Annotated in this window: 18 protein-coding genes; 8 read left to right on the top strand and 10 right to left on the bottom strand. The window is 64.0% G+C overall.

Going from position 1 to position 18001, the window contains the following annotated elements; genetic code table 11:
- Nucleotides 1-48 precede the first annotated feature (48 nt).
- The 6 genes from hemC to JET14_RS05080 all read left to right on the top strand — a co-directional run bounded on the left by hemC (nucleotide 49) and on the right by JET14_RS05080 (nucleotide 6313).
- Nucleotides 49-978: a hydroxymethylbilane synthase gene (gene hemC / locus JET14_RS05105; protein WP_200337089.1), complete on the top strand. Its 930-nt coding sequence runs from the start codon at nucleotides 49-51 to the stop codon at nucleotides 976-978.
- Nucleotides 979-980: 2 nt separating this feature from the next.
- Nucleotides 981-1694, top strand: coding sequence for a uroporphyrinogen-III synthase (locus tag JET14_RS05100; protein WP_200337088.1), 714 nt, complete (start codon nucleotides 981-983; stop codon nucleotides 1692-1694).
- Nucleotides 1695-1804: 110 nt separating this feature from the next.
- Nucleotides 1805-3103, top strand: a complete 1299-nt coding sequence (locus JET14_RS05095; protein WP_200337087.1) for a COG4223 family protein — start codon at nucleotides 1805-1807, stop codon at nucleotides 3101-3103.
- Nucleotides 3104-3115: 12 nt separating this feature from the next.
- Nucleotides 3116-5011 carry a heme biosynthesis HemY N-terminal domain-containing protein gene (locus tag JET14_RS05090; protein ID WP_200337086.1) on the top strand — a complete coding sequence of 632 codons (1896 nt, stop codon included), beginning with the start codon at nucleotides 3116-3118 and terminating at the stop codon, nucleotides 5009-5011.
- A 119-nt stretch (nucleotides 5012-5130) separates the two neighbouring features.
- Nucleotides 5131-5619, top strand: a complete 489-nt coding sequence (locus JET14_RS05085) for a TerB family tellurite resistance protein (RefSeq protein WP_200337085.1) — start codon at nucleotides 5131-5133, stop codon at nucleotides 5617-5619.
- Complete coding sequence (locus JET14_RS05080) at nucleotides 5612-6313, top strand: glutamine amidotransferase (RefSeq protein WP_200337084.1); 702 nt, start codon at nucleotides 5612-5614, stop codon at nucleotides 6311-6313. Before JET14_RS05085 ends, JET14_RS05080 begins: the two co-directional genes overlap by 8 nt.
- Before the next feature lie 7 nt (nucleotides 6314-6320).
- Here the strand turns inward: JET14_RS05080 and JET14_RS05075 are convergent, their stop codons facing one another.
- Entirely contained in the window at nucleotides 6321-7568 is a 1248-nt protein-coding gene (locus JET14_RS05075; protein ID WP_200337083.1) for an MFS transporter, read from the bottom strand.
- Nucleotides 7569-7706: 138 nt separating this feature from the next.
- Here JET14_RS05075 and JET14_RS05070 point away from each other — a divergent pair, with 138 nt between their 5' ends.
- A complete protein-coding gene (locus tag JET14_RS05070) occupies nucleotides 7707-7997 on the top strand; it encodes a YggT family protein (protein ID WP_024706552.1) in 291 nt (96 codons plus the stop codon).
- A gap of 148 nt (nucleotides 7998-8145) precedes the next feature.
- Here JET14_RS05070 and ppa read toward each other — a convergent pair whose 3' ends face one another.
- From ppa to JET14_RS05035, 7 genes are all read right to left on the bottom strand, one after another.
- Entirely contained in the window at nucleotides 8146-8679 is a 534-nt protein-coding gene (ppa, locus tag JET14_RS05065; protein ID WP_024706551.1) for an inorganic diphosphatase, read from the bottom strand.
- Between the two features lie 118 nt (nucleotides 8680-8797).
- Nucleotides 8798-9304 (bottom strand): GNAT family N-acetyltransferase, encoded by a 507-nt coding sequence (locus JET14_RS05060; RefSeq protein ID WP_024706550.1) that lies wholly within the window; start codon nucleotides 9302-9304, stop codon nucleotides 8798-8800.
- Between the two features lie 111 nt (nucleotides 9305-9415).
- Nucleotides 9416-10456 (bottom strand): tetraacyldisaccharide 4'-kinase, encoded by a 1041-nt coding sequence (gene lpxK, locus JET14_RS05055; RefSeq protein ID WP_200337082.1) that lies wholly within the window; start codon nucleotides 10454-10456, stop codon nucleotides 9416-9418.
- A 47-nt stretch (nucleotides 10457-10503) separates the two neighbouring features.
- On the bottom strand, nucleotides 10504-11895 hold the full coding sequence (locus JET14_RS05050) for a 3-deoxy-D-manno-octulosonic acid transferase (RefSeq protein ID WP_200337081.1): 1392 nt from the start codon (nucleotides 11893-11895) through the stop codon (nucleotides 10504-10506).
- 255 nt (nucleotides 11896-12150) lie between these two features.
- The gene (locus JET14_RS05045; protein WP_024706547.1) at nucleotides 12151-12384 is read right to left on the bottom strand and encodes a DUF4170 domain-containing protein; all 234 of its coding nucleotides are present in this window, start codon (nucleotides 12382-12384) and stop codon (nucleotides 12151-12153) included.
- Between the two features lie 67 nt (nucleotides 12385-12451).
- Nucleotides 12452-13282, bottom strand: coding sequence for a 3'(2'),5'-bisphosphate nucleotidase CysQ (locus JET14_RS05040; protein ID WP_200337080.1), 831 nt, complete (start codon nucleotides 13280-13282; stop codon nucleotides 12452-12454).
- Nucleotides 13283-13378: 96 nt separating this feature from the next.
- Entirely contained in the window at nucleotides 13379-14734 is a 1356-nt protein-coding gene (locus tag JET14_RS05035) for a TldD/PmbA family protein (protein ID WP_200337079.1), read from the bottom strand.
- A gap of 103 nt (nucleotides 14735-14837) precedes the next feature.
- On the opposite strand from JET14_RS05035, the gene JET14_RS05030 reads away from it, so the two are divergent.
- Nucleotides 14838-16646: a monovalent cation:proton antiporter-2 (CPA2) family protein gene (locus JET14_RS05030; RefSeq protein WP_200337078.1), complete on the top strand. Its 1809-nt coding sequence runs from the start codon at nucleotides 14838-14840 to the stop codon at nucleotides 16644-16646.
- 5 nt (nucleotides 16647-16651) lie between these two features.
- Here the strand turns inward: JET14_RS05030 and grxB are convergent, their stop codons facing one another.
- Together grxB and JET14_RS05020 are read right to left on the bottom strand one after the other, a co-directional pair.
- Nucleotides 16652-17290 (bottom strand): glutaredoxin 2, encoded by a 639-nt coding sequence (grxB, locus tag JET14_RS05025; RefSeq protein ID WP_200337077.1) that lies wholly within the window; start codon nucleotides 17288-17290, stop codon nucleotides 16652-16654.
- Between the two features lie 50 nt (nucleotides 17291-17340).
- Entirely contained in the window at nucleotides 17341-17994 is a 654-nt protein-coding gene (locus JET14_RS05020; RefSeq protein WP_200337076.1) for a ThuA domain-containing protein, read from the bottom strand.
- Nucleotides 17995-18001: the final 7 nt, after the last annotated feature.

Raw genomic sequence — 18001 nt, 5'->3', positions numbered from 1 at the left:
GCGCGCAATCCAGTTTACGAAACACCCGGTAACAACGGTGGACGCAGGATGCAAACGAAACCTTTGAGGATCGGCACGCGCGGCAGCCCGCTGGCGCTCGCACAGGCCCATGAGGCGCGCGACCGGCTGATGGCGGCCCATGGCCTGCCGGAAGACATGTTCGAGATCGTGGTGCTTTCGACCAAAGGCGACCGGATCACCGACCGGCCGCTCTCGGCGATCGGCGGCAAGGGTCTTTTCACCGAAGAACTCGAGGCGCAGCTTCTCTCGGGCGAACTCGATTTCGCCGTGCATTCGTCGAAGGACATGCCGACCACACTGCCGGAAGGGCTTGAACTCTCCACCTTCCTGCCGCGCGCCGACCCGCGCGACGCCTTCATCGGCCGGGACGTGAAAAAACTGGCCGATCTGCCGCAGGGCGCGGTCGTCGGCTCCTCCTCGCTGCGTCGCCAGGCGCTGATTCGCCGCCTGAGACCGGATATCGAGGTGGTGCTGTTTCGCGGCTCCGTCCAGACGCGGCTGCGGAAGCTGGCCGACGGCGTGGTCGACGGCACGTTTCTCGCCAATGCCGGCCTCAAGCGCCTCGGCATGGACGATGTGGCGACCGAGGTTTTGAGCGTGCGCGATTTCCTGCCCGCCCCCGCCCAAGGCGCGATCTGCATCGAACAGCGCTCGGGCGACCGGCGCATCGGTGATCTGCTCGCGCCGGTCAACGACGCGGATACGGCCATCGCGGTCACCTGCGAGCGCGCCTTTCTCGCTGCCCTCGACGGTTCCTGCCGCACGCCGATCGCGGCCTATGCCCGCTGTTTCAACGAGCGCATTTCGTTTTCCGGCATGATCCTGACGCCGGACGGCGCGACGGCGCACGACATCGTCACCGACGGCATGCGCGGGGAAGCGCAGAAAATCGGGCGTTGGGCCGGCGAACAGCTGAAGAAACGCGCGGGGCCGGGCTTCTTCGAAGACTGGACCTGACCATGCGCGTTCTGGTGACCCGACCGCAAGAGAAGGCGGAACGCACCTGCGCACGCCTCGCCGCCATGGGTCACGAGGCCTTTTCCTTGCCGCTCTTCCGACCCGTGCATTTTGACGATGTCGTGAAAGCGGCCCTTGCAGCGAGACACTGGCGGGCGCTTGCCGTCACCAGCGCCGAGGCGCTTGAAAACGTTGAAGCGAGCCGCGATGCGCCCGGTTTCAGGGACCTGCCGGTTTTCGCCGTCGGCAGAAAAACCGCCGACGCCGCCCGCGCTGCGGGCTTTACCCAGGTCATCGATGGCGGCGGCGACGGAGAACGTCTGGCCGAGACCATAGCCGCTTTCCCGCCCTCAGGCGATGGCCCGCTGCTTTATCTCGCCGGCGACCCGCGGGCGCCCTTCTTCGAGGAGGCGCTTCGACGGCTCGACGTCGCCTTCGAAACTGTGACGGCCTATGCGATGCGCCCCGTTGCCGACCTGCCGGTCGACGCCGTTCTGGAGGAGGCGAGGCCCGAAGCCGTGCTGCTTTACTCGGCGGCCGCGGCCGCGCGCTTCTTTGCGCTGGTCCCGGCGCAATTGCTCGCGCGACACGGGCTCAACCCGCTTTTCCTCTGTCTCAGCGCCAAGGTGGCGGCATCGGTTCCCGCTTGCCTCTCCGCCTCGGTCAGGATTGCCGGGGCGCCAGACGAGGAAGGCCTGCTCGCGCTTCTGAATTGACGGCGTTTTGTCGCGTTCGACCTTTTGCCGGGAACAACAAGCCCACAAAGACCTTTTCTAAACAGCGCGCGCCCTCTAACTTAGCGGCATGAAGCGCAAAAGAGGTAACCATGGTTTCGGACACGCCGTCACAGCCCCCGAAGAACGATAAACGCGAGGAGAATACCGTGACGCCGGCGGAAGGCGACGCTCGCGAATCCGCAAACCCGCCCGTTGCGCACGAGAAGAATGATGATGCCGTCAAGACCGCGATGGCCGATGTCGCCGCCGCGATCAAGCGCCACGAGGCGCACGGCGCCGACGAGACGCCGGCCGAGACGGACGGGACGGACGTCGACGAAAAGAACGCCGAGACCGCTTCGGATGGCGGCGGCATGCCTCCGCCGCCCAAGAATGACGAACCGCCGGAAGACAACCGGCGCGGGCCCGGCGCAGGGACTCTGCTTGCGGCAGGGCTTGCCGGAGGCGTGATCGCCCTTGCCGGAGCCGCCGCGCTTTTCTATTCCGGCGTCCTGAGCCAGACCGGCCCTTCGGCAAAACTGCAGGACGAGCTTGCCGCGCTTCGCCAGGACGTTACGGCACTCAAATCCGGCGACCAGTCAAACGTGGTCAGCACGCTCCAGTCTGATCTCTCAGCCCTGAAGGAACGGGTCGAAAGCCTCTCCGGCGCCGGTGGCGACAGCCTTTCCGCCCTTCAAAGCCAGGTGGCCGAGCTGCAGAAGACGGTTCAGTCGGATGCCAGCCAACTGCAATCGCTTGCCCAGGAAAACGACAACCTGAAGAGCGCGATCAGTTCCGACCAGCAGGCCATGCAGCAGAAACTCGCCGCCCTCGAGCAGAAGGTGAACACGCCCGGCAAGGACCTTGCCGTTGCCCGCGCGATCGCGGCCGCCGGTCTGAAATCGGCCATTGACCGGGGCGATGATTTCGCCGCCGAACTCTCCACCTATGCCCAGGTCGCGCCTCAGAATGCCGACCTATCCGCGCTGCAATCGCTGGCGCAAGACGGCGTGCCGACGCGTGAGGCCCTGACCGAACAGTTTTCGTCTCTTGCCAACGACATCATCGAGGCCGCCGACCAGCCGCCGCCCGATACCGGTATCTTCAATCGTCTCGTCGACAGCGCCAAGGGCCTCGTCAATGTACGACCCGTCGGTAATGTCCAGGGCGACGGCGTGCCGGCGATCGTCGCGCGCATCGAGAACAACCTCAAAGCAGGCAAGCTGAAACAGGCCGAGCAGGAATGGCAATCGCTTCCCGAAGACGCCAGGGCCGTTTCCGCGGATTTCGAAAAATCGCTATCCGCCCGCATCAAGGCCGATGACCTGGTGTCGGAAGCGCTGTCCGGCGCGCTTTCCAGCACCGCCGGCGCGCCGGTTGCGGGCGCCGCGACGGCCCCAGCCAACTAAGGAAGGAACGACATGATCAGGCTGCTTATCTTCGCGCTCGTCGTTCTCGCCTTCGCGCTCGGTTTTTCCTGGTTCGCGGACCGTCCCGGCGAACTGACGCTGACCTGGCAGGGACAATTGTTCCAGACGCCGCTGACCACGGCGCTGGCGCTGCTGATCGCGCTGATTTTCGTCGTCATGGTGGTCTGGTGGCTGGTGAGCGCGCTCTGGACCTCGCCCAACAGCGTTCGCCGTTATTTCCGCGCCCGCAAGCGGGATCGCGGCTATCAGGCGATCTCCACGGGGCTGATTGCGGCCGGTTCCGGCAATCTGGTGATGGCGCGCAAGATGAGCACGCGCGCCCACGCGCTGCTCAGCGTCGACCAGGAACCGCTCATTCATGTGCTGGATGCGCAGGTGGCGCTGATCGAGGGCAATCACGACAAGGCCCGCCGGCTGTTCGAGACCATGGCCGAAGACCCGGAAACGCAGGAACTTGGCCTGCGCGGGCTTTACCTTGAGGCCAAGCGCGTCGGCGCGGAAGAAGCCGCCCAGCAATATGCCGAGCGCGCCGCCGACAAGGCGCCCTATCTTGCCTGGGCCGCCAAGGCGACGCTCGAGGCTCGCACCCGTCAGGGCCGCTGGGATGATGCCATCCGCCTGCTGGATCAGCAGCGTTCCGCCAGGGTGACCGACAAGCAGGATTCCGCCCGCCTGAAGTCCGTGCTTCTGACGGCGCGGGCGGAAAGCAAGCTCGACACCGACACCAAGGGCGCAGCCGCCGACGCGCTTCAGGCGCTGAAGCTGCGCGATGATTTTCATCCGGCGGCGATCATTGCCGCCAAGGCCTATCTGGCGCAGGGCAATCTGAGAAAGTCCGCCGGCGTGCTGGAAATGGTCTGGAAGAAGGAGCCGCACCCGCAGACCGGCGCGCTCTATGTGCGGGCGCGGGGCGGCGACACCGCGGTGGACCGACTGAAGCGGGCCGAGAAGCTGGAGGGTCTGAAGCCCAACAATCCGGTTTCGCTTATGGTGGTCGCCCGGGCAGCGCTCGATGCGCGCGAATTCGACAAGGCGCGCACCAAGGCAGAGGCCGCCGCCCGCATGCAGCCGCGCGAAAGCGCCTTCCTCCTGCTCGCCGATATCGAGGAAGCGGAGACCGGCGACCAGGGCCGCGTGCGCCACTGGATGGCGCAGGCGCTGCGCGCCGAGCGGGACCCGACCTGGGTGGCCGACGGCCTGGTGTCCGAATACTGGCGCCCCTTCTCGCCGGCGACCGGCAAGATCGACGCCTTCGAGTGGAAAGTGCCCTATGGCGCGATCGAGGGGCCGGTCGAGGAAGGCTCGGCGACACGTCTGGACGAGGCCCTGAAGAGCCTGCCGCCCGTCGGCGGCGCGAAGGCGGATGATGACAAGCCGGCCGACGACGCTCCGGTCTTCGATGACGCGGCAGAGGCGGAAGCCGAGGCCATGACAAGCGATGCCCCGAAGGGCCCGACCGGTGACAAACCGGAAGCCCCGACGGTGATCGATGCGGCTGCCGCCGCGCCGGCCGCCGTCGCCGAGGCCGCGCATATCGCCGAGACAGAAGAAAACGATGCTCGCTCCCCTGCCCGAAGCGAGGAGGAGGCACGCGAACAGCCTGAAGCCTCCGAGACGGCGAGGGAAGCGCCTGCCGATGGCATAGAGGCGAATGGCGAGCCGGTGGGCGACCGGAAGGCCGCGCATGCGGATCCTGTTTCCGCCGACAAGCCGGCCGAGGACGCGTACGCGCCGCCCCGCCCCGCCGAAAGCGGTCCGGAGGAGGAAGAGGAGGCCGACAGGAAAGCGGGTCTCTCGCCCTTCGGTGGACGCACGCCGGATGATCCGGGCATTGACGACGGTGAAGACGACGATCCGCCGCCGGCGAAAAAGCGCAGATTTTTCTGACCGGCCGTCCTGGCAATTGTCATAACCGTAATTTGACTGCTCGGGTGCTATTGGCCTATTGGCGGAAGAGCGTCAGCGCGCCATGATGTTTTCAGACTCACCAGCAAGGCACTTCCCGCATGTTCGAAAAAATCAGCCGGTTCCTCCAGGACATCACCAATGACGGCGCGGATGAAAGCGCCCGGCCGAATGATGCCCGCGTCGCCGTCGTTGCGCTCTGCTATCAGGTGATGGAAGCCGACGGCGTGGTGAGCGAAAGCGAGCAGAAGCGCCTGCGCGAACTGATGGAAAGCCAGTACGGCCTGCATGGCGCGGGGCTGGAGGATCTGATCACGGCCGGCGAAGAGGCCGGCAGCGAGGCCGTCGACTTCTACCGCTTCACCTCCGATGTGAAACGGCATCTCGATGAAGACCAGCGCATCCGGCTGATCGGGCTGCTCTGGGACATCGCCTATGCCGATGGCAACCGCACCGAGATGGAAGACAATGTGGTCTGGCGGATTGCCGAACTGGTCGGCGTTTCCGGACGCGACCGTGTGCTGGAACGACGAGCGGCGCTGAAACGGGCGAAGATTGCGGACGAGAAAGATAGCGAAAGCGATGAATGACAGAAAGAAACCGGTCCTGATCATCCTGCATCAGGAACGTTCGACGCCCGGGCGGGTCGGCCAGTTGCTCATGCAGAAGCGCTTCCCCCTTGACATTCGACGCCCTGCCCTCGGCGACACCCTGCCTTCAACGCTCGAAAACCACTCCGGCGCCGTCGTTTTCGGCGGCCCGATGAGCGCCAACGACAATGAGGACTATGTCCGCCGCGAGATCGACTGGCTTGATGTTCCGCTCAAGGAAGATCGCCCCTTCCTCGGCATCTGCCTCGGCGCGCAGATGCTGGCCCGACAACTGGGCGCGAAGGTCTACGGCAATCATGACGGCTCGGTGGAGATCGGCTGGTATCCGATCGAGGCCACCAACAATGGCCGGATGCTGATGAAATGGCCCTCCATGGTCTACCAGTTCCACCGAGAAGGATTCGAGCTGCCCCGCGGGGCCGAGTTGCTGGCGCGCGGCGACCTTTACCCCAACCAGGCCTATCGTTACGGCAAGAAGGCTTACGGCGTGCAGTTTCACGCCGAGCTAACGCGGATGATGATGCAGAGCTGGGTGGTGCGCGGCGCAAGCCGTTTCACCCTGCCGAAGGCGCAGCCGGGCAGCGCGCATCTGGAAGGCCGCATGCTGCACGACCGCGCCCTGAAAGCCTGGCTCGACAATTTCCTCGACATCGTCTTCGAGGAAGCCGGCTGAGCGGGTCCTATCGCCCGACGAGATGGTCGGGCGTCTCCAGACTGTCGACATTGCGCAGCTTGGTGAATTTCATCGCCCAGATGCCGGCGACCGCCAGCGACCCGACACCGCCGAAGATAACGGCGGGGACCGCCCCGATGACATGGGCCATGGTGCCGGCGCGGAACTCGCCGAGTTCGTTGGAGGCGCCGACGAACACCATGTTCACGGCATTGACCCGGCCGCGCAATTCGTCCGGCGTCCACAACGCGATCAGGGTTTCGCGCACATAGACCGAAATCATGTCCGCACCGCCCATTACCGCAAGCGCCGCAATCGAAATCCACGGGCTGGCGGAAACACCGAAGACAATCGTTGACAGGCCGAAAAGGGCGACGCCCACGAACATGTAGTAGCCGGCATGGTGGCGGATCGGCACGCTTGCCAGAACCAGCGCGACGAGCACCCCGCCAACGCCGGGCGCGGCGCGCAGAAGGCCGAGCCCCCAGGGACCGAGATCGAGAACATCGCGCGCAAAGACCGGCATCAGCGCCACGGCGCCGCCGAGAAGCACCACGAACAGGTCGAGCGAGATCGCGCCGAGCACGACCTTCTCGGTGGTGATGAAGCGGAAGCCGGCGAGGATGCTTTCAAACGAAACGGCGCTTTGCGGACGCCGGTTCGCAGGTTTCGGCACCATCAGCATCAGCACGGTCGCGCCGGCGAAAAGCGCAAGGGCGGTGGAATAGGCCAGCACCGCGCCGCCGCCGTAAAGCAAGCCGCCGGCGACCGGCCCGACGATGGAGGCGATCTGCCAGGACGAGGAATTCCATGCAATCGCGTTGGCAAGGTCCTTTTCCGGCACCAGGTTCGGCGCCAGAGACTGCAGCGCGGGCCCCGAAAAGGCTCGCTCCGTGCCGAAAACGGCCAGAAGCGCGAAGACCGGCCAGGGCGAGAAAAGCCCGAGCGCGGTGATCGTCAGCAGGGCGGCGGCGCACGCGGTGGCGACGGCAAAGCAGATCGCCGCAATCATCCGCCGGTTGTAACGGTCGGCGATCGTACCGGTCACCAGCGTCAGAAGCAGCGAGGGCAGGAACTGGAAAAGTCCGATCAGGCCGAGATAGAAGGCGTTTCCGGTTTCGTCATACATCTGCCAGCCAACGGCGACGGAGACGATCTGGACGGCAAAGGTGCCGAGGAAGCGCGAGAAGAAGTAAAGGGCGTAGCTTCGGTGTCGAAAGGCGTCGAAGCGGGCGCCGGTCTCCGAGTTTATCATCTGGACAAGGCTTTCCGGAAAACGAATAGCGAGACTGTTCCGGATTTTCGAACGATCTCAACCGCCGAAGACCAGAGGCCCCTTGCCCGTTTAGATTTGAATGTCTAAATGTTTGCAAGGAAAAAACGGGAGTTTTCAATGATCGCGCTACTCGAGACGGTTTATTACGCACTTGAAATCTATAAGTGGGTGATCATCGCCAGCGCCATATTCTCCTGGCTTTATGCGTTCAACATCATCAACGCGCGCAGCGAATTCATCAATTCGATCGGCCGCGCGCTCTACGCCATCACCGAGCCGGTCTATCGACCGATCCGAAATTTCCTGCCCAACCTCGGCGGAATCGACATTTCCCCGGTGATTGTCCTGTTGATCGTGTTCTTCCTGCAGCGCCTGATCGTGACCGGCCTGATCCCGCAGTTTTACTGAGCGCTCGGGAGCTTTGCAGCGGTTGCCGGTCGCCCGGTTTGCCCGCGCGAGCCGGTCGTCTGTCTTGATACAACTGAAAACGCCGGGCTCTCGAGACCCGGCGTCGTCGTTGCGCGCATCACACCGAAGGCGCGGAACGTGAAAAGCCTCAGCCCTTCTGTTTGGCGCGTTCGATCGCCTCGACGATCAGTTTCTTGGCTTCATTGACATCGTGCCAGCCGAAGATCTTGACCCATTTGCCGGGTTCCAGATCCTTGTAGTGCTCGAAGAAGTGCTCGACCTGTTTCAGCTGGATTTCCGGAATGTCGGTGAAATTCTGGACCTTGTCGAAACGGGCGCTGACGTCCTGCGACGGGACGGCGATGATCTTTTCGTCCTTGCCGGAATTGTCTTCCATCATCATCACGCCGATCGGGCGGACATTGATCACGCAACCGGGCATCAGCGGCCGGAAATTGCAGATCAGCACGTCGATCGGGTCGCCGTCATCGGAAAGCGTGTGGGGCACGAAGCCGTAATTGCCGGGATACATCATCGGCGTATAGAGGAAGCGGTCGACGACCAGCACGCCGGCATCCTTGTCCATCTCGTATTTGATCGGCTGGCCGCCCATCGGCACTTCGACAATAACGTTGATATCGTCCGGCGGGTTCTTGCCGATGGAAATCGCTTCAATACGCATAGGTGCCTCCAAACAGGGAAAATATCGCGACTTGGATAATCAAATTGGACGGACAAAGCAATAACGCGAAATGACTTCCGTTAATTTCCCGGTCGGCGTGTGCCGCAGGCCACCACAGTCAGTCCCAGGCGTAGGAAATCCTGCCGATCAGCCGGTCGCCATAGTGCTCCTCGGCGAAGGCGAGAGGCTTGCCGCCGAGCCCGCTGAAGAAGAGGGCGGCCTGGTCGAGCGTATCGATCGCCCAGCAGATCGTGCCTTTGCAGCCGAGCGAATTCAGCAGCCGGCGCGCCGCCTCGAACAGTTCGCGGCCAAAGCCGAGACCCTGATATTCGGGCAGAAGATAAATTTCGTAGATCTCGCCTTCCTGCGGCAGTGTCTTCACACGGTTGAGGCCGACGCTGGCATAGCCCACTGGCTCGCCCTCGACAGCGAGCACCAGAAGCGTTTCCTCGCTGGCTATCGCACGCCTCCACCAGGAAAGATTGCGCTCGGTGATCATCCTCTGCAGAACGGCATGGGGAATAATGCCCGCATAGGTATGCTGCCAGGCGCGCCAGTGCACGTTTGCGATCTTCTCCGCATCGTCCGCTTTCGCGGGGCGCACATCGCCAGACAATATCCTCATGGCACCCTACCGATATTCTTTCTCTCTCGGCACAGGCCGAGAATACGACAATCGACGTCATTTGCCCACACCAAATCGAACCGGAGGCCTGGCGGCATCGGCTCAGCTCGATCAGGCTGACCTGCCGTCCCGCCGCTTGAAAGCATCGGCAGCGGCCGATACCAGGCAATCGGCCATCATCGGATCGTCGAAAACAGCCATGATTTCCAAAACCGCGCTCGACGCGCCAAGAGCGGCAAGGTCTCGGTCCTTCGTCCCGGCCAGCCGGGCCATATCCTTCGCGGTCGTGACCGGCAGAAGCCCACCCGCGCCCGCCTGCGCGACAAGGTCGCGGGCGAGCGCGGGCGTGATCGCTTCGTGGTCGCCAAGCCGAACCCGTTCCGCGACGACGGCGCCTAGCCCTTCAAGGGTATCGAAGAACTTGTCGGGGTCGCCGATCCCGGCATAGGCGAGCACACGCCGGCCAGCGAGCCGGTCGGCCTCATCGCCCGCCGGCATCTGACTGAAACGCTCGATCGGCACATGCGCCTGCCGCGCAACAGCGGCGACATCCGCGGCGCCTGGTCCCTCGCCGTTGAGGAGAACGACATCGGTTTTCGGAAACTGGGCGGCAAGCGGCGCTCGCAAAGGCCCCGCCGGCAGGCAGAAGCCGTTGCCGAAGCCGCGCCTGGCATCCACCACGGCGACCGTGAAGTCGGGCCTCAGCCTGCCGCTCTGCAGCCCGTCATCCATGATGATGAAATCGACGCCCGCGCCGACCAGAAGTTCGGCCGCATCGACCCGTCCGGGCGAAACGGCCGCGGGCGCGGTGCGCGAGAGCATCAGCGCCTCGTCGCCCACATCGGCATGGGTATGCCGTTCAGGATCCACCAGACGCGCCGAGGTTACCCTCGCACCGTAGCCCCGCAACACGAAACCGGGCTTTCGACCCGCGGCAATGGCCGCCTTCGCCAGCGCTTCGGCGACCGGCGTCTTCCCGGTTCCGCCAACGGTGAAATTGCCCACGCACAGGACCGGAACGGAAACGCTTGCCCCTTTCGCCCGCCGCATGCGACGGCCGGCGATGGCCCCGTAAAGGCGCGAGAACGGCCAGAGAACGAAGCTCTGCACATGGCCCTTGCGCCACCAGAATGCATGGATTGTCGTCTTCATGCGAAAAAGGCCGCCCCCGTTTGACGACAAGAGGAAAGGGCGCGCCTTCAGCGAAGAGCCTTGCGCAGATCCTGGCTCGCAATCTTGTCCTTGATATTGACGGTGCGCTTCTTTTCAGGAACGGGCCGCGGCCGGGCGAAGAACCGGGCTTCCAGCCGCAGGGGCGCCAGAAAGCGCTCCATCCCTTTCATCGTCTTGATCAGCGCGCCGCGCATGTCCCGGACGCCGGCATAGCCGGCCGAAATCATCAGGCCGCGCGCATCCCGGTCGCTCAGGAGAAAATCGACCGACTGCATCAGCGCTTCCGGTCCTTCGACGGTGCGCACCGCGCCGCGCTGGCGAAGCTGCCTGTAGGTGTCGCGGAAATTGTCGATATAGGGGCCGGTGATCACCGCCGCGCCGAGCATGGCCGGCTCCAGCGGGTTCTGCCCGCCCTTGGCAACCAGCGAACGACCGACGAAAGCGATTTCGGTGAGGCGCAGGTAAAGGCCCATATCCCCCATCGTGTCGCCCAGAAGAATATCCGTCTCTTCCGCCGGTATTTCGCCGAGCGAACGACGGCAGACATTCAGCCCCTTCGCGGCAAAGAGCCCCGCCAGCACATCGCCGCGATCGGGATGGCGCGGCACGATCACGGTCAGGAGGCCGCGATGCTTGCCGCGTAGCGCCACATGCACGTCGGCGGCGATCTTCTCCTCGCCGTCAAAGGTCGAAATCGCGGCCCAGACGGGCCGCTCTCCGATCGCCTCGCGCAGGGTCCGGACAAGCTGGTCATCGGCCGGCGGCGCATCGCGATCAACCTTCAGGTTGCCGGTCACCGTGACATGCAGGGCGCCGAGATCGGAGAACCGTTCGGCGTCGAGGTCGGTCTGGGCCATGACCAGGGAAAAGCGCGAGAACAGGCTGCGCGCCAGTTCCCGGCGATGCATCCAGCGTTCGAAGGAGCGATCGGAAATCCGGCCGTTGACGATGATCTGCGCAATCTTGCGGCGGGCAAGCTCGCCGATCGTGACCGGCCAGACCTCCGTCTCCACATTGACGGCCAGATCCGGCCGCCAGTGGTCGAGAAACCGGGAGACGGCCGGGATCGCGTCGATCGGCACATATTGGTGGATCACGTCATCGCCGAAACGCTCCGCGGCGAGCCTGGCCGAAGTGACGGTTCCCGTCGTCAGGAGAATGGAAAGACCGCAGCCCTTGATCTCCTCGATCAGTTGCGTCACGGCAAGCGTTTCGCCGACGCTTGCGGCATGGACCCAGACCAGCGGCCCGTCCGGACGGATGCGCCCGGACCGCCCGAAACGTTCGCCGAGGCGACCGCGTTCTTCCTTGCCCTTGTGCTTGCGATACTGAAGTATCGCCCATAATAGAGGATAGCCGAGAACACCACCGAGCCGGTACCCGTTTTTGGCGAGCCAAACTGATGAACCAGTTTTCATACCTTCGTCCGCATCCCCGTTCATAACCTAAGGACAGGCAGCCGCACCGCTACCAAAACGCGAATCACCTGTTCCTAGAAATACCACCAAGCGGGAATCCGGACCAAGCCAACATTTTCCAAAAATGTCGTTTTGCCGATGCGTTCAACAAAAAAACGCAAAGTAACGCAGAAATCTACTTACATAGAATGCGCTAATCTGCAGAACTTCTAAAACATGTCCGTGCGGCGAAAAAAAGGAAGCCGCTCGCGAGGATCAGCTTTCGGGATCGAGAAGGCGGTGCAGATGAACAATGAAGTAACGCATATGGGCGTTGTCGACCGTCTGCTGGGCCTTTGATTTCCAGGCCGCATGGGCGCTCGCGTAATTCGGATAGATGCCCACGATGTCGAGCGCGTCGAGATCGGTGAATTTCATGCTTTTCAGGTTTTCCAGTTCGCCGCCGAAGACGAGATGCAGCAACTGCTTGTTTTCAACCGTATCAGCCATGGTGAGCCTCACTTTTTCGTTTACCTCAATTCCTCCGGCCAGTGTGTCGAAGGTTTGCACGGGCTTGTCAAGATTGTCCGGGCGGGCCGAATTGCCGCAACAGCGTGCCGACCAGCGCCCGGTTGCCGGCAAAAAGCGTACCGTGACGCACGCCCGGACGGTTATAGAAAAGCGCTTTGCCTCTGTCATCGAGAAGCGTCGCTCCGGCGCGCGAAAGGATGATGTCGGCCGCGGCCAGGTCCCAGTCGTGGGAGTTCGGCTTGACCAGCGTGCCGTCAAGCCGGCCCTCGGCCACGAGCGCAAGCCGGTAGGCGAGCGAAGGGATATAGGCCGCCCGCCTCATCCTTTCCCGAAAATGCGGCTGGAAGCGGTCTGCGAGGCTCGCGGGCAGGCAAAGCGCGAGTTCGCCATCGTCCGGCCCGCCCCGGCTTTCAGAAGCCCGGATCGCCACGCCGTTCAGCAGCGCCGGTCCGCCCTCCATCGCCGTGTAGACATCGCCGAGCGCAGGCGCCACGAGAACGCCGGCCACCGGTCGCTTGCGGCTGACCACGGCGACGCTGACCACCCAGTTCGTCTGCCCGCCCAGAAACCCGCGCGTGCCGTCGATCGGATCGACGACGAAGGCACGCTCGGTCTCAAGCCGGCGAAGATCGTCCCGGCTTTCCTCCGAAAGCCAGCCATAGTCCGGCCGCGCCCGGGTCAGGATCGCCTCGAGGCATGCGTTGGCGGCATAGTCGGCAGCGCTGACCGGCGACTGGCCGCCATTCTTCCACCACACTTCCGGGTCCTGGCCGAAATGCGACAACGCGACGGCGCCCGCCTCCCGCGCCGCTTCTTCAATCAGCGCGAGATCGGACGACCAGTCCTCGGCGGCGGTTTCATGATCAGTCAAACGCATCTGCCTTTCCGGGGGCGACCCGGTCGCTCGGCCTCAACGGCCGATTGGGAACGAGAGCAAGATATAGAGCCTTCCGGCGCTTTTGCGAGAGCGCATCTAGCGCCCGGCAAGCGTAAGCCCCTCGACAAGAATGCTGGGCGCGGCAATCGAGTAAAGGCGGTCAAGGTCATTTGCCGGCGTCATGGACAGGAACATGTCCTTCAGATTGCCGGCAATGGTGACCTGCGAGACCGGATAGGCGATCTCGCCGTTCTCGATCCAGAAGCCGCTGGCGCCGCGCGAATATTCGCCGGTCACCATGTTGACGCCCTGGCCGATCAGTTCGCTCACGTAGAGCCCGGTCCCGATCTCCCGCATCAGCTCTTCCGGGCTCTTGTCGCCGGGCTCGAGGGAAAGGTTTGTCGGCGACGCGGAAAGCGAATTGCCCGCGCGCGTGCCGCGTCCGTTGGTTTCAAAACCCAGTTCGCGCCCAAGCGCGGTGGACAGGAACCACTGCTGCAACACGCCGTCCTCGACCATCGCCAGCCTCCGGCTTTCCACGCCCTCGCCATCGAAGGGCTGGGAGCCCGCGCCGCGCCGGATCGACGGGTCGTCGATCACGTTCACCCCGGCCTTCACTATCTGCTTGCCGAGGCGATCACGCAGGAAACTGGTCTTGCGGGCAACGGCAGAGCCCGAGATCGCGCCGGCCAGATGGCCGAGGAGGCTGCGCGCCTGCCTCGCCTCGAACAGCACGGCCGCGCCCTTTCGGGTTTCAAGCTGGCGCGGGGAAAGGCGTGCGACCGCGCGCTCCCCGGCTTGCCGGCCGATCTCCTCTGCCGGGCGCAGATCGCCGTCGTGGGAGCGTGCGTCGCTGTCATGGTCGCGCTGCATGCTCGCGCCCTCGCCGGCGACGACCGAGACCGACGTGGATGAATAGGAACGGCGATAGCCGCCGGCAAAGCCGTGCGAGGTCACCAGCGCGAAGGAAACCGCACCGCGCGCCGCCCCGGCGCCCGAGCTTCTTGTGACGCCGTCGACCGAAAGCGCTGCCTCCTCTGCAGCAAGCGCGCGCGCCGCAAGCGTTTCGGTCGAAACGTCCGCCGGATCGTAAAGATCGAGATCCGGCACATCGCGCGCCAGCAGGTCGGGATCGGCGAGGCTTGCGAAAGGATCTTCCGGCGAAACCCGGGCCATGGCCAGCGCCCGGTCCACAAGGGTCTCGACATCGTCATCGGTATTGGTCGAGACGCTTGCGACCTTCGCGCCGGAAAAAACGCGCAGCGAAAAGCCCCGGTTTTCGGAGGCCTGCGCGTTCTCGCGCTTGCCCTCGCGCACCGATATGCTGCTGGAAGCCCCTTCGGAGACAACCACATCGGCGGCGTCGGCGCCTTTCTGTTTCGCAAGCGCGAGAATCCGCGCCGCGCGGTCGATCAGTTGGCCGGACTCTTTGTGGGATAGTTTCGATGACATGGGCATTGGCCTTTCCTTGGGCTTCCATTTATTGTTCACTTCCCATCGCATCAAGTATCGTGCGCCCCGACCGTTCTTTTTCTTTGCATTCAGGGACCAGCATATGGCGACGTCGCAGAGCCTCTTCACCGAAACCGTCTGGATGCTGGGGGCGGCCGCGATTGCGGCGCCGATCTTCAAGCGGCTGGGGCTCGGCACGGTTCTCGGCTACCTTGCCGGCGGCGTCATCATCGGCCCGGTTCTGCAGCGCATCTCGAATGGCGAGGAGGTTCTCCACGTCGCCGAACTCGGCATCGTCTTCCTGCTGTTCATGATCGGGCTGGAGCTGAAGCCGGCGCGGCTGTGGACCATGCGCAAGGATATTTTCGGCCTCGGCCTTGTCCAGGTCGCGGTCACCGGCGCAATCCTCGTGCCGCTCGCCTATCTCGGCGGCGTCGGCAACTGGAGCGCCGCCGTGATTGCCGGGTCCGGCCTTGCCCTGTCATCCACGGCCTTCGCCATGCAGATCCTCGACGACAATGGTGACGTGAACACCCGCTATGGCCAGCGCTCCTTCTCCATGCTGCTGTTCCAGGATATCGCCATCGTGCCGCTTCTGGCGCTTGTCAGCATCCTCGGCGGCGGCGTGGAGGAGGCAACAACCGCCGACATGCTGACGAGCGCGGCGCTTGCCCTTCTCGTGGTCGCGCTGATGGTCGCCGCCGGCCGCTATGTGCTGACGCCGGTGTTCCAGATCATCGCCGCCACCGGCGCGCGCGAGGTGATGATCGTCGCGGCGCTGTTCCTCGTCATCGGCTCGGCCATGGCCATGCAGATGGTGGGGCTCTCCATGGCCATGGGCGCCTTCCTCGCCGGGGTGATGCTCGCCGAATCATCCTACCGCCATGAGCTGGAGGCCGATATCGAGCCATTCCGGGGCGTGTTTCTGTCGATCTTCTTCATCGCCGTCGGGCTCTCTCTCGAGCTCCAGGTGGTCTATAACAACCTCCTGCTCATCGTCATCGCCGTGCCGGTGCTCCTTGCCGTCAAGGCAGCGGTGATCTACGGGCTCTGTCGCGTTTCAGGCTCGGGCCACGACGAGGCGATCCGCATTGCCGCACTTCTGCCCCAGGGCGGCGAATTCGGCTTCGTCATGTTCTCGACGGCGGCGGCGGCGGGCGTCCTGTCCAACGCCACCGCCTCGGTGCTGATTGCGGTGGTGACGCTTTCCATGGTCGCGACGCCGCTTTGCGTGCGGCTGGCCGAGCGGATCACGACGCGCCAGGAGGGCCACGAGGAGATGGAGGAGGATTTCGACGGCGCCGACGCCGACGTGCTGATGGTCGGCTTCTCCCGCTTCGGCCAGATCGCGGCGCAGATCCTGCTGGCGAGCGGACGCGACGTCACCATCATCGATTATTCGGCCGAACGTATCCGTCAGGCATCGGCTTTCGGCTTCCACATCTATTTCGGCGACGGCACCCGCAAGGAGGTGCTGGTCGCCGCCGGCATCGAAAAGGCCAAGATCGTTGCCGTGTGCACCCAGAAGCGCGAAATCACCGACCGGGTGATCGACGTGGTGCAGGAGAATTTCCCCCGCGCCCACATCTACGCCCGTTCCTACGACCGGGGCCATACGCTGGCGCTGCGCCAGCGCGGCGTTGAGTATGAGTTGCGCGAGACGCTCGAATCCGGCCTCGTCTTCGGCAAGGAAACGCTGATCGCGCTCGGCACCAGCGAGGACGAGGCGACCGCGATCACCGACGACATCCGCCGCCGCGACGCCAAGCGGCTGGAAATCCAGGCCGTCGAGGGCATCATGGCCGGCTCCGATATGCTCCACACCCACCCCGTCAGCCCGGAACCGCTGATGCGGCCGAAGCGCAACCGGATCGACCCGACCGTCAAGGTCACCGGCAAGGACATGGCCTGACGGCCTCAGGCCGCCTTGCGCAGTTCGCTCACCAGCGGCACGCCGCAGCGCTCCGCCATACGGGTGCGGTAGGCTTCGACCGGCTCCGGCACGGCAAGGTCCGGCACGATCGAAAGCGAGCGCAGCGTCGGAAACAGCATGATGTCGTCGATGGTCGAGGCTTCGGCGTCGGGCAGGAAGGACGACAGTGCCCCAAGGCCTTTCAGGATCTCGGCCTTATGGGTTTCGGTCTCGGCCAGAAGCCCGTCGAAGGCGCCGAACGTGGCCTCCTTCTTTTCTGTGAAGTAGGCCCGGGCCGAAGCGGTCCGGAACTCGGGAAAGACAGGATCCGGCGTGCGCGGGATCACCAGCGCGTTGACGGTGCCGCCCCAGGTCTTCAGCCAGTCGCTGATCTCCCGGCGCGGCGTGCCGCCAAACAGGCGCTCGCCCGAAAGACCGTCAACCTTGAGAACGATATCAAGGCTCTCGCCCATATGGCCGTCCTTGTCCTCGAGGATGGGCGCCATTTTCTTGCCGATCATCCGGATCGGCGTTTCCTCGTCGTCATTCGCCATGAAGGCAAGCTCGAACGGGATATTCTTCAACCCGAAGGGCATCCGGGCTCTCACGCAGAACGGGCAATGGTCATAAACATAGAGCTTCATCAGTATTTCCTTCCTGTTTGAGAGTGCGCCCCCCGAAACCACGCAGCCGATCAGAGCGCCCGGGCGGCCCACAGCAGTCCACGGGTCAATATGGCGCGCACATCGGGGATTTCGAGTTCAGCGGCCGTGTGACCGAGCGAGGAGTAGAAAACGCGGCCCTTGCCATGCTTCGTGGTGAAGACCACCGGCATGACCACATTCTTGCGCCAGGGATGGAACGCGCCGGAAAAGGTGGTGGACGCCAGCACCTCGACCGCCGGATCGTAATTCAGGTAGTATTGCTCGGACGTGTGTTCGAAGCTCTCGATGCCGTCCATGATCGGATGATCGGGGCGGGTCACATCGACCCGATAGGTGATGATGTCGCCGGGATGGGCAACCCAGTAGCAGCTTGCGGCATAGCGGAACGGCACGCTCGCGCGAAAGCTCGTGGCAAGGCCCATATGGTATCCGGCAAGTCCCGTGCCTGCCTGAACGGCGGCAATGAGCTTCGCCATCTTCTCCCTTGAAAGCTCGCCATCGGTGATCACCGGCACCACCAGGGCGTTGGCCCCGACATCCTCGGCGCCGAGCGCGTCATAGTCGTCGGTGACATCGACCGCGAAGTCATGGGCCTCAAGAATATCGCGGACCGTCTCCGCGCCTTCCTTCGGCGTGTGCAGCGCCATGCCGCCATAAACCACAAGCGCCTTTCGCCTAGTCATGGCCGTC

It is taken from the genome of Martelella lutilitoris (genome assembly GCF_016598595.1).
Taxonomy (GTDB): domain Bacteria; phylum Pseudomonadota; class Alphaproteobacteria; order Rhizobiales; family Rhizobiaceae; genus Martelella; species Martelella lutilitoris_A.
This window is presented reverse-complemented; position numbering and strand designations above follow the sequence as displayed.

Coding starts and splice junctions, on each gene's coding strand:
- JET14_RS05085 (WP_200337085.1), top strand. CDS start 5,131: ATGTTCGAAAAAATCAGCCGGTTCCTCCAGGACATCACCAATGACGGC.
- JET14_RS05030 (WP_200337078.1), top strand. CDS start 14,838: ATGGCGACGTCGCAGAGCCTCTTCACCGAAACCGTCTGGATGCTGGGG.
- ppa (WP_024706551.1), bottom strand. CDS start 8,679: ATGCGTATTGAAGCGATTTCCATCGGCAAGAACCCGCCGGACGATATC.
- JET14_RS05020 (WP_200337076.1), bottom strand. CDS start 17,994: ATGACTAGGCGAAAGGCGCTTGTGGTTTATGGCGGCATGGCGCTGCAC.
- JET14_RS05040 (WP_200337080.1), bottom strand. CDS start 13,282: ATGCGTTTGACTGATCATGAAACCGCCGCCGAGGACTGGTCGTCCGAT.
- JET14_RS05045 (WP_024706547.1), bottom strand. CDS start 12,384: ATGGCTGATACGGTTGAAAACAAGCAGTTGCTGCATCTCGTCTTCGGC.
- lpxK (WP_200337082.1), bottom strand. CDS start 10,456: ATGAAGACGACAATCCATGCATTCTGGTGGCGCAAGGGCCATGTGCAG.
- JET14_RS05090 (WP_200337086.1), top strand. CDS start 3,116: ATGATCAGGCTGCTTATCTTCGCGCTCGTCGTTCTCGCCTTCGCGCTC.
- JET14_RS05050 (WP_200337081.1), bottom strand. CDS start 11,895: ATGAAAACTGGTTCATCAGTTTGGCTCGCCAAAAACGGGTACCGGCTC.
- JET14_RS05060 (WP_024706550.1), bottom strand. CDS start 9,304: ATGAGGATATTGTCTGGCGATGTGCGCCCCGCGAAAGCGGACGATGCG.
- grxB (WP_200337077.1), bottom strand. CDS start 17,290: ATGAAGCTCTATGTTTATGACCATTGCCCGTTCTGCGTGAGAGCCCGG.
- JET14_RS05080 (WP_200337084.1), top strand. CDS start 5,612: ATGAATGACAGAAAGAAACCGGTCCTGATCATCCTGCATCAGGAACGT.
- JET14_RS05100 (WP_200337088.1), top strand. CDS start 981: ATGCGCGTTCTGGTGACCCGACCGCAAGAGAAGGCGGAACGCACCTGC.
- JET14_RS05035 (WP_200337079.1), bottom strand. CDS start 14,734: ATGTCATCGAAACTATCCCACAAAGAGTCCGGCCAACTGATCGACCGC.
- JET14_RS05070 (WP_024706552.1), top strand. CDS start 7,707: ATGATCGCGCTACTCGAGACGGTTTATTACGCACTTGAAATCTATAAG.
- hemC (WP_200337089.1), top strand. CDS start 49: ATGCAAACGAAACCTTTGAGGATCGGCACGCGCGGCAGCCCGCTGGCG.
- JET14_RS05075 (WP_200337083.1), bottom strand. CDS start 7,568: ATGATAAACTCGGAGACCGGCGCCCGCTTCGACGCCTTTCGACACCGA.
- JET14_RS05095 (WP_200337087.1), top strand. CDS start 1,805: ATGGTTTCGGACACGCCGTCACAGCCCCCGAAGAACGATAAACGCGAG.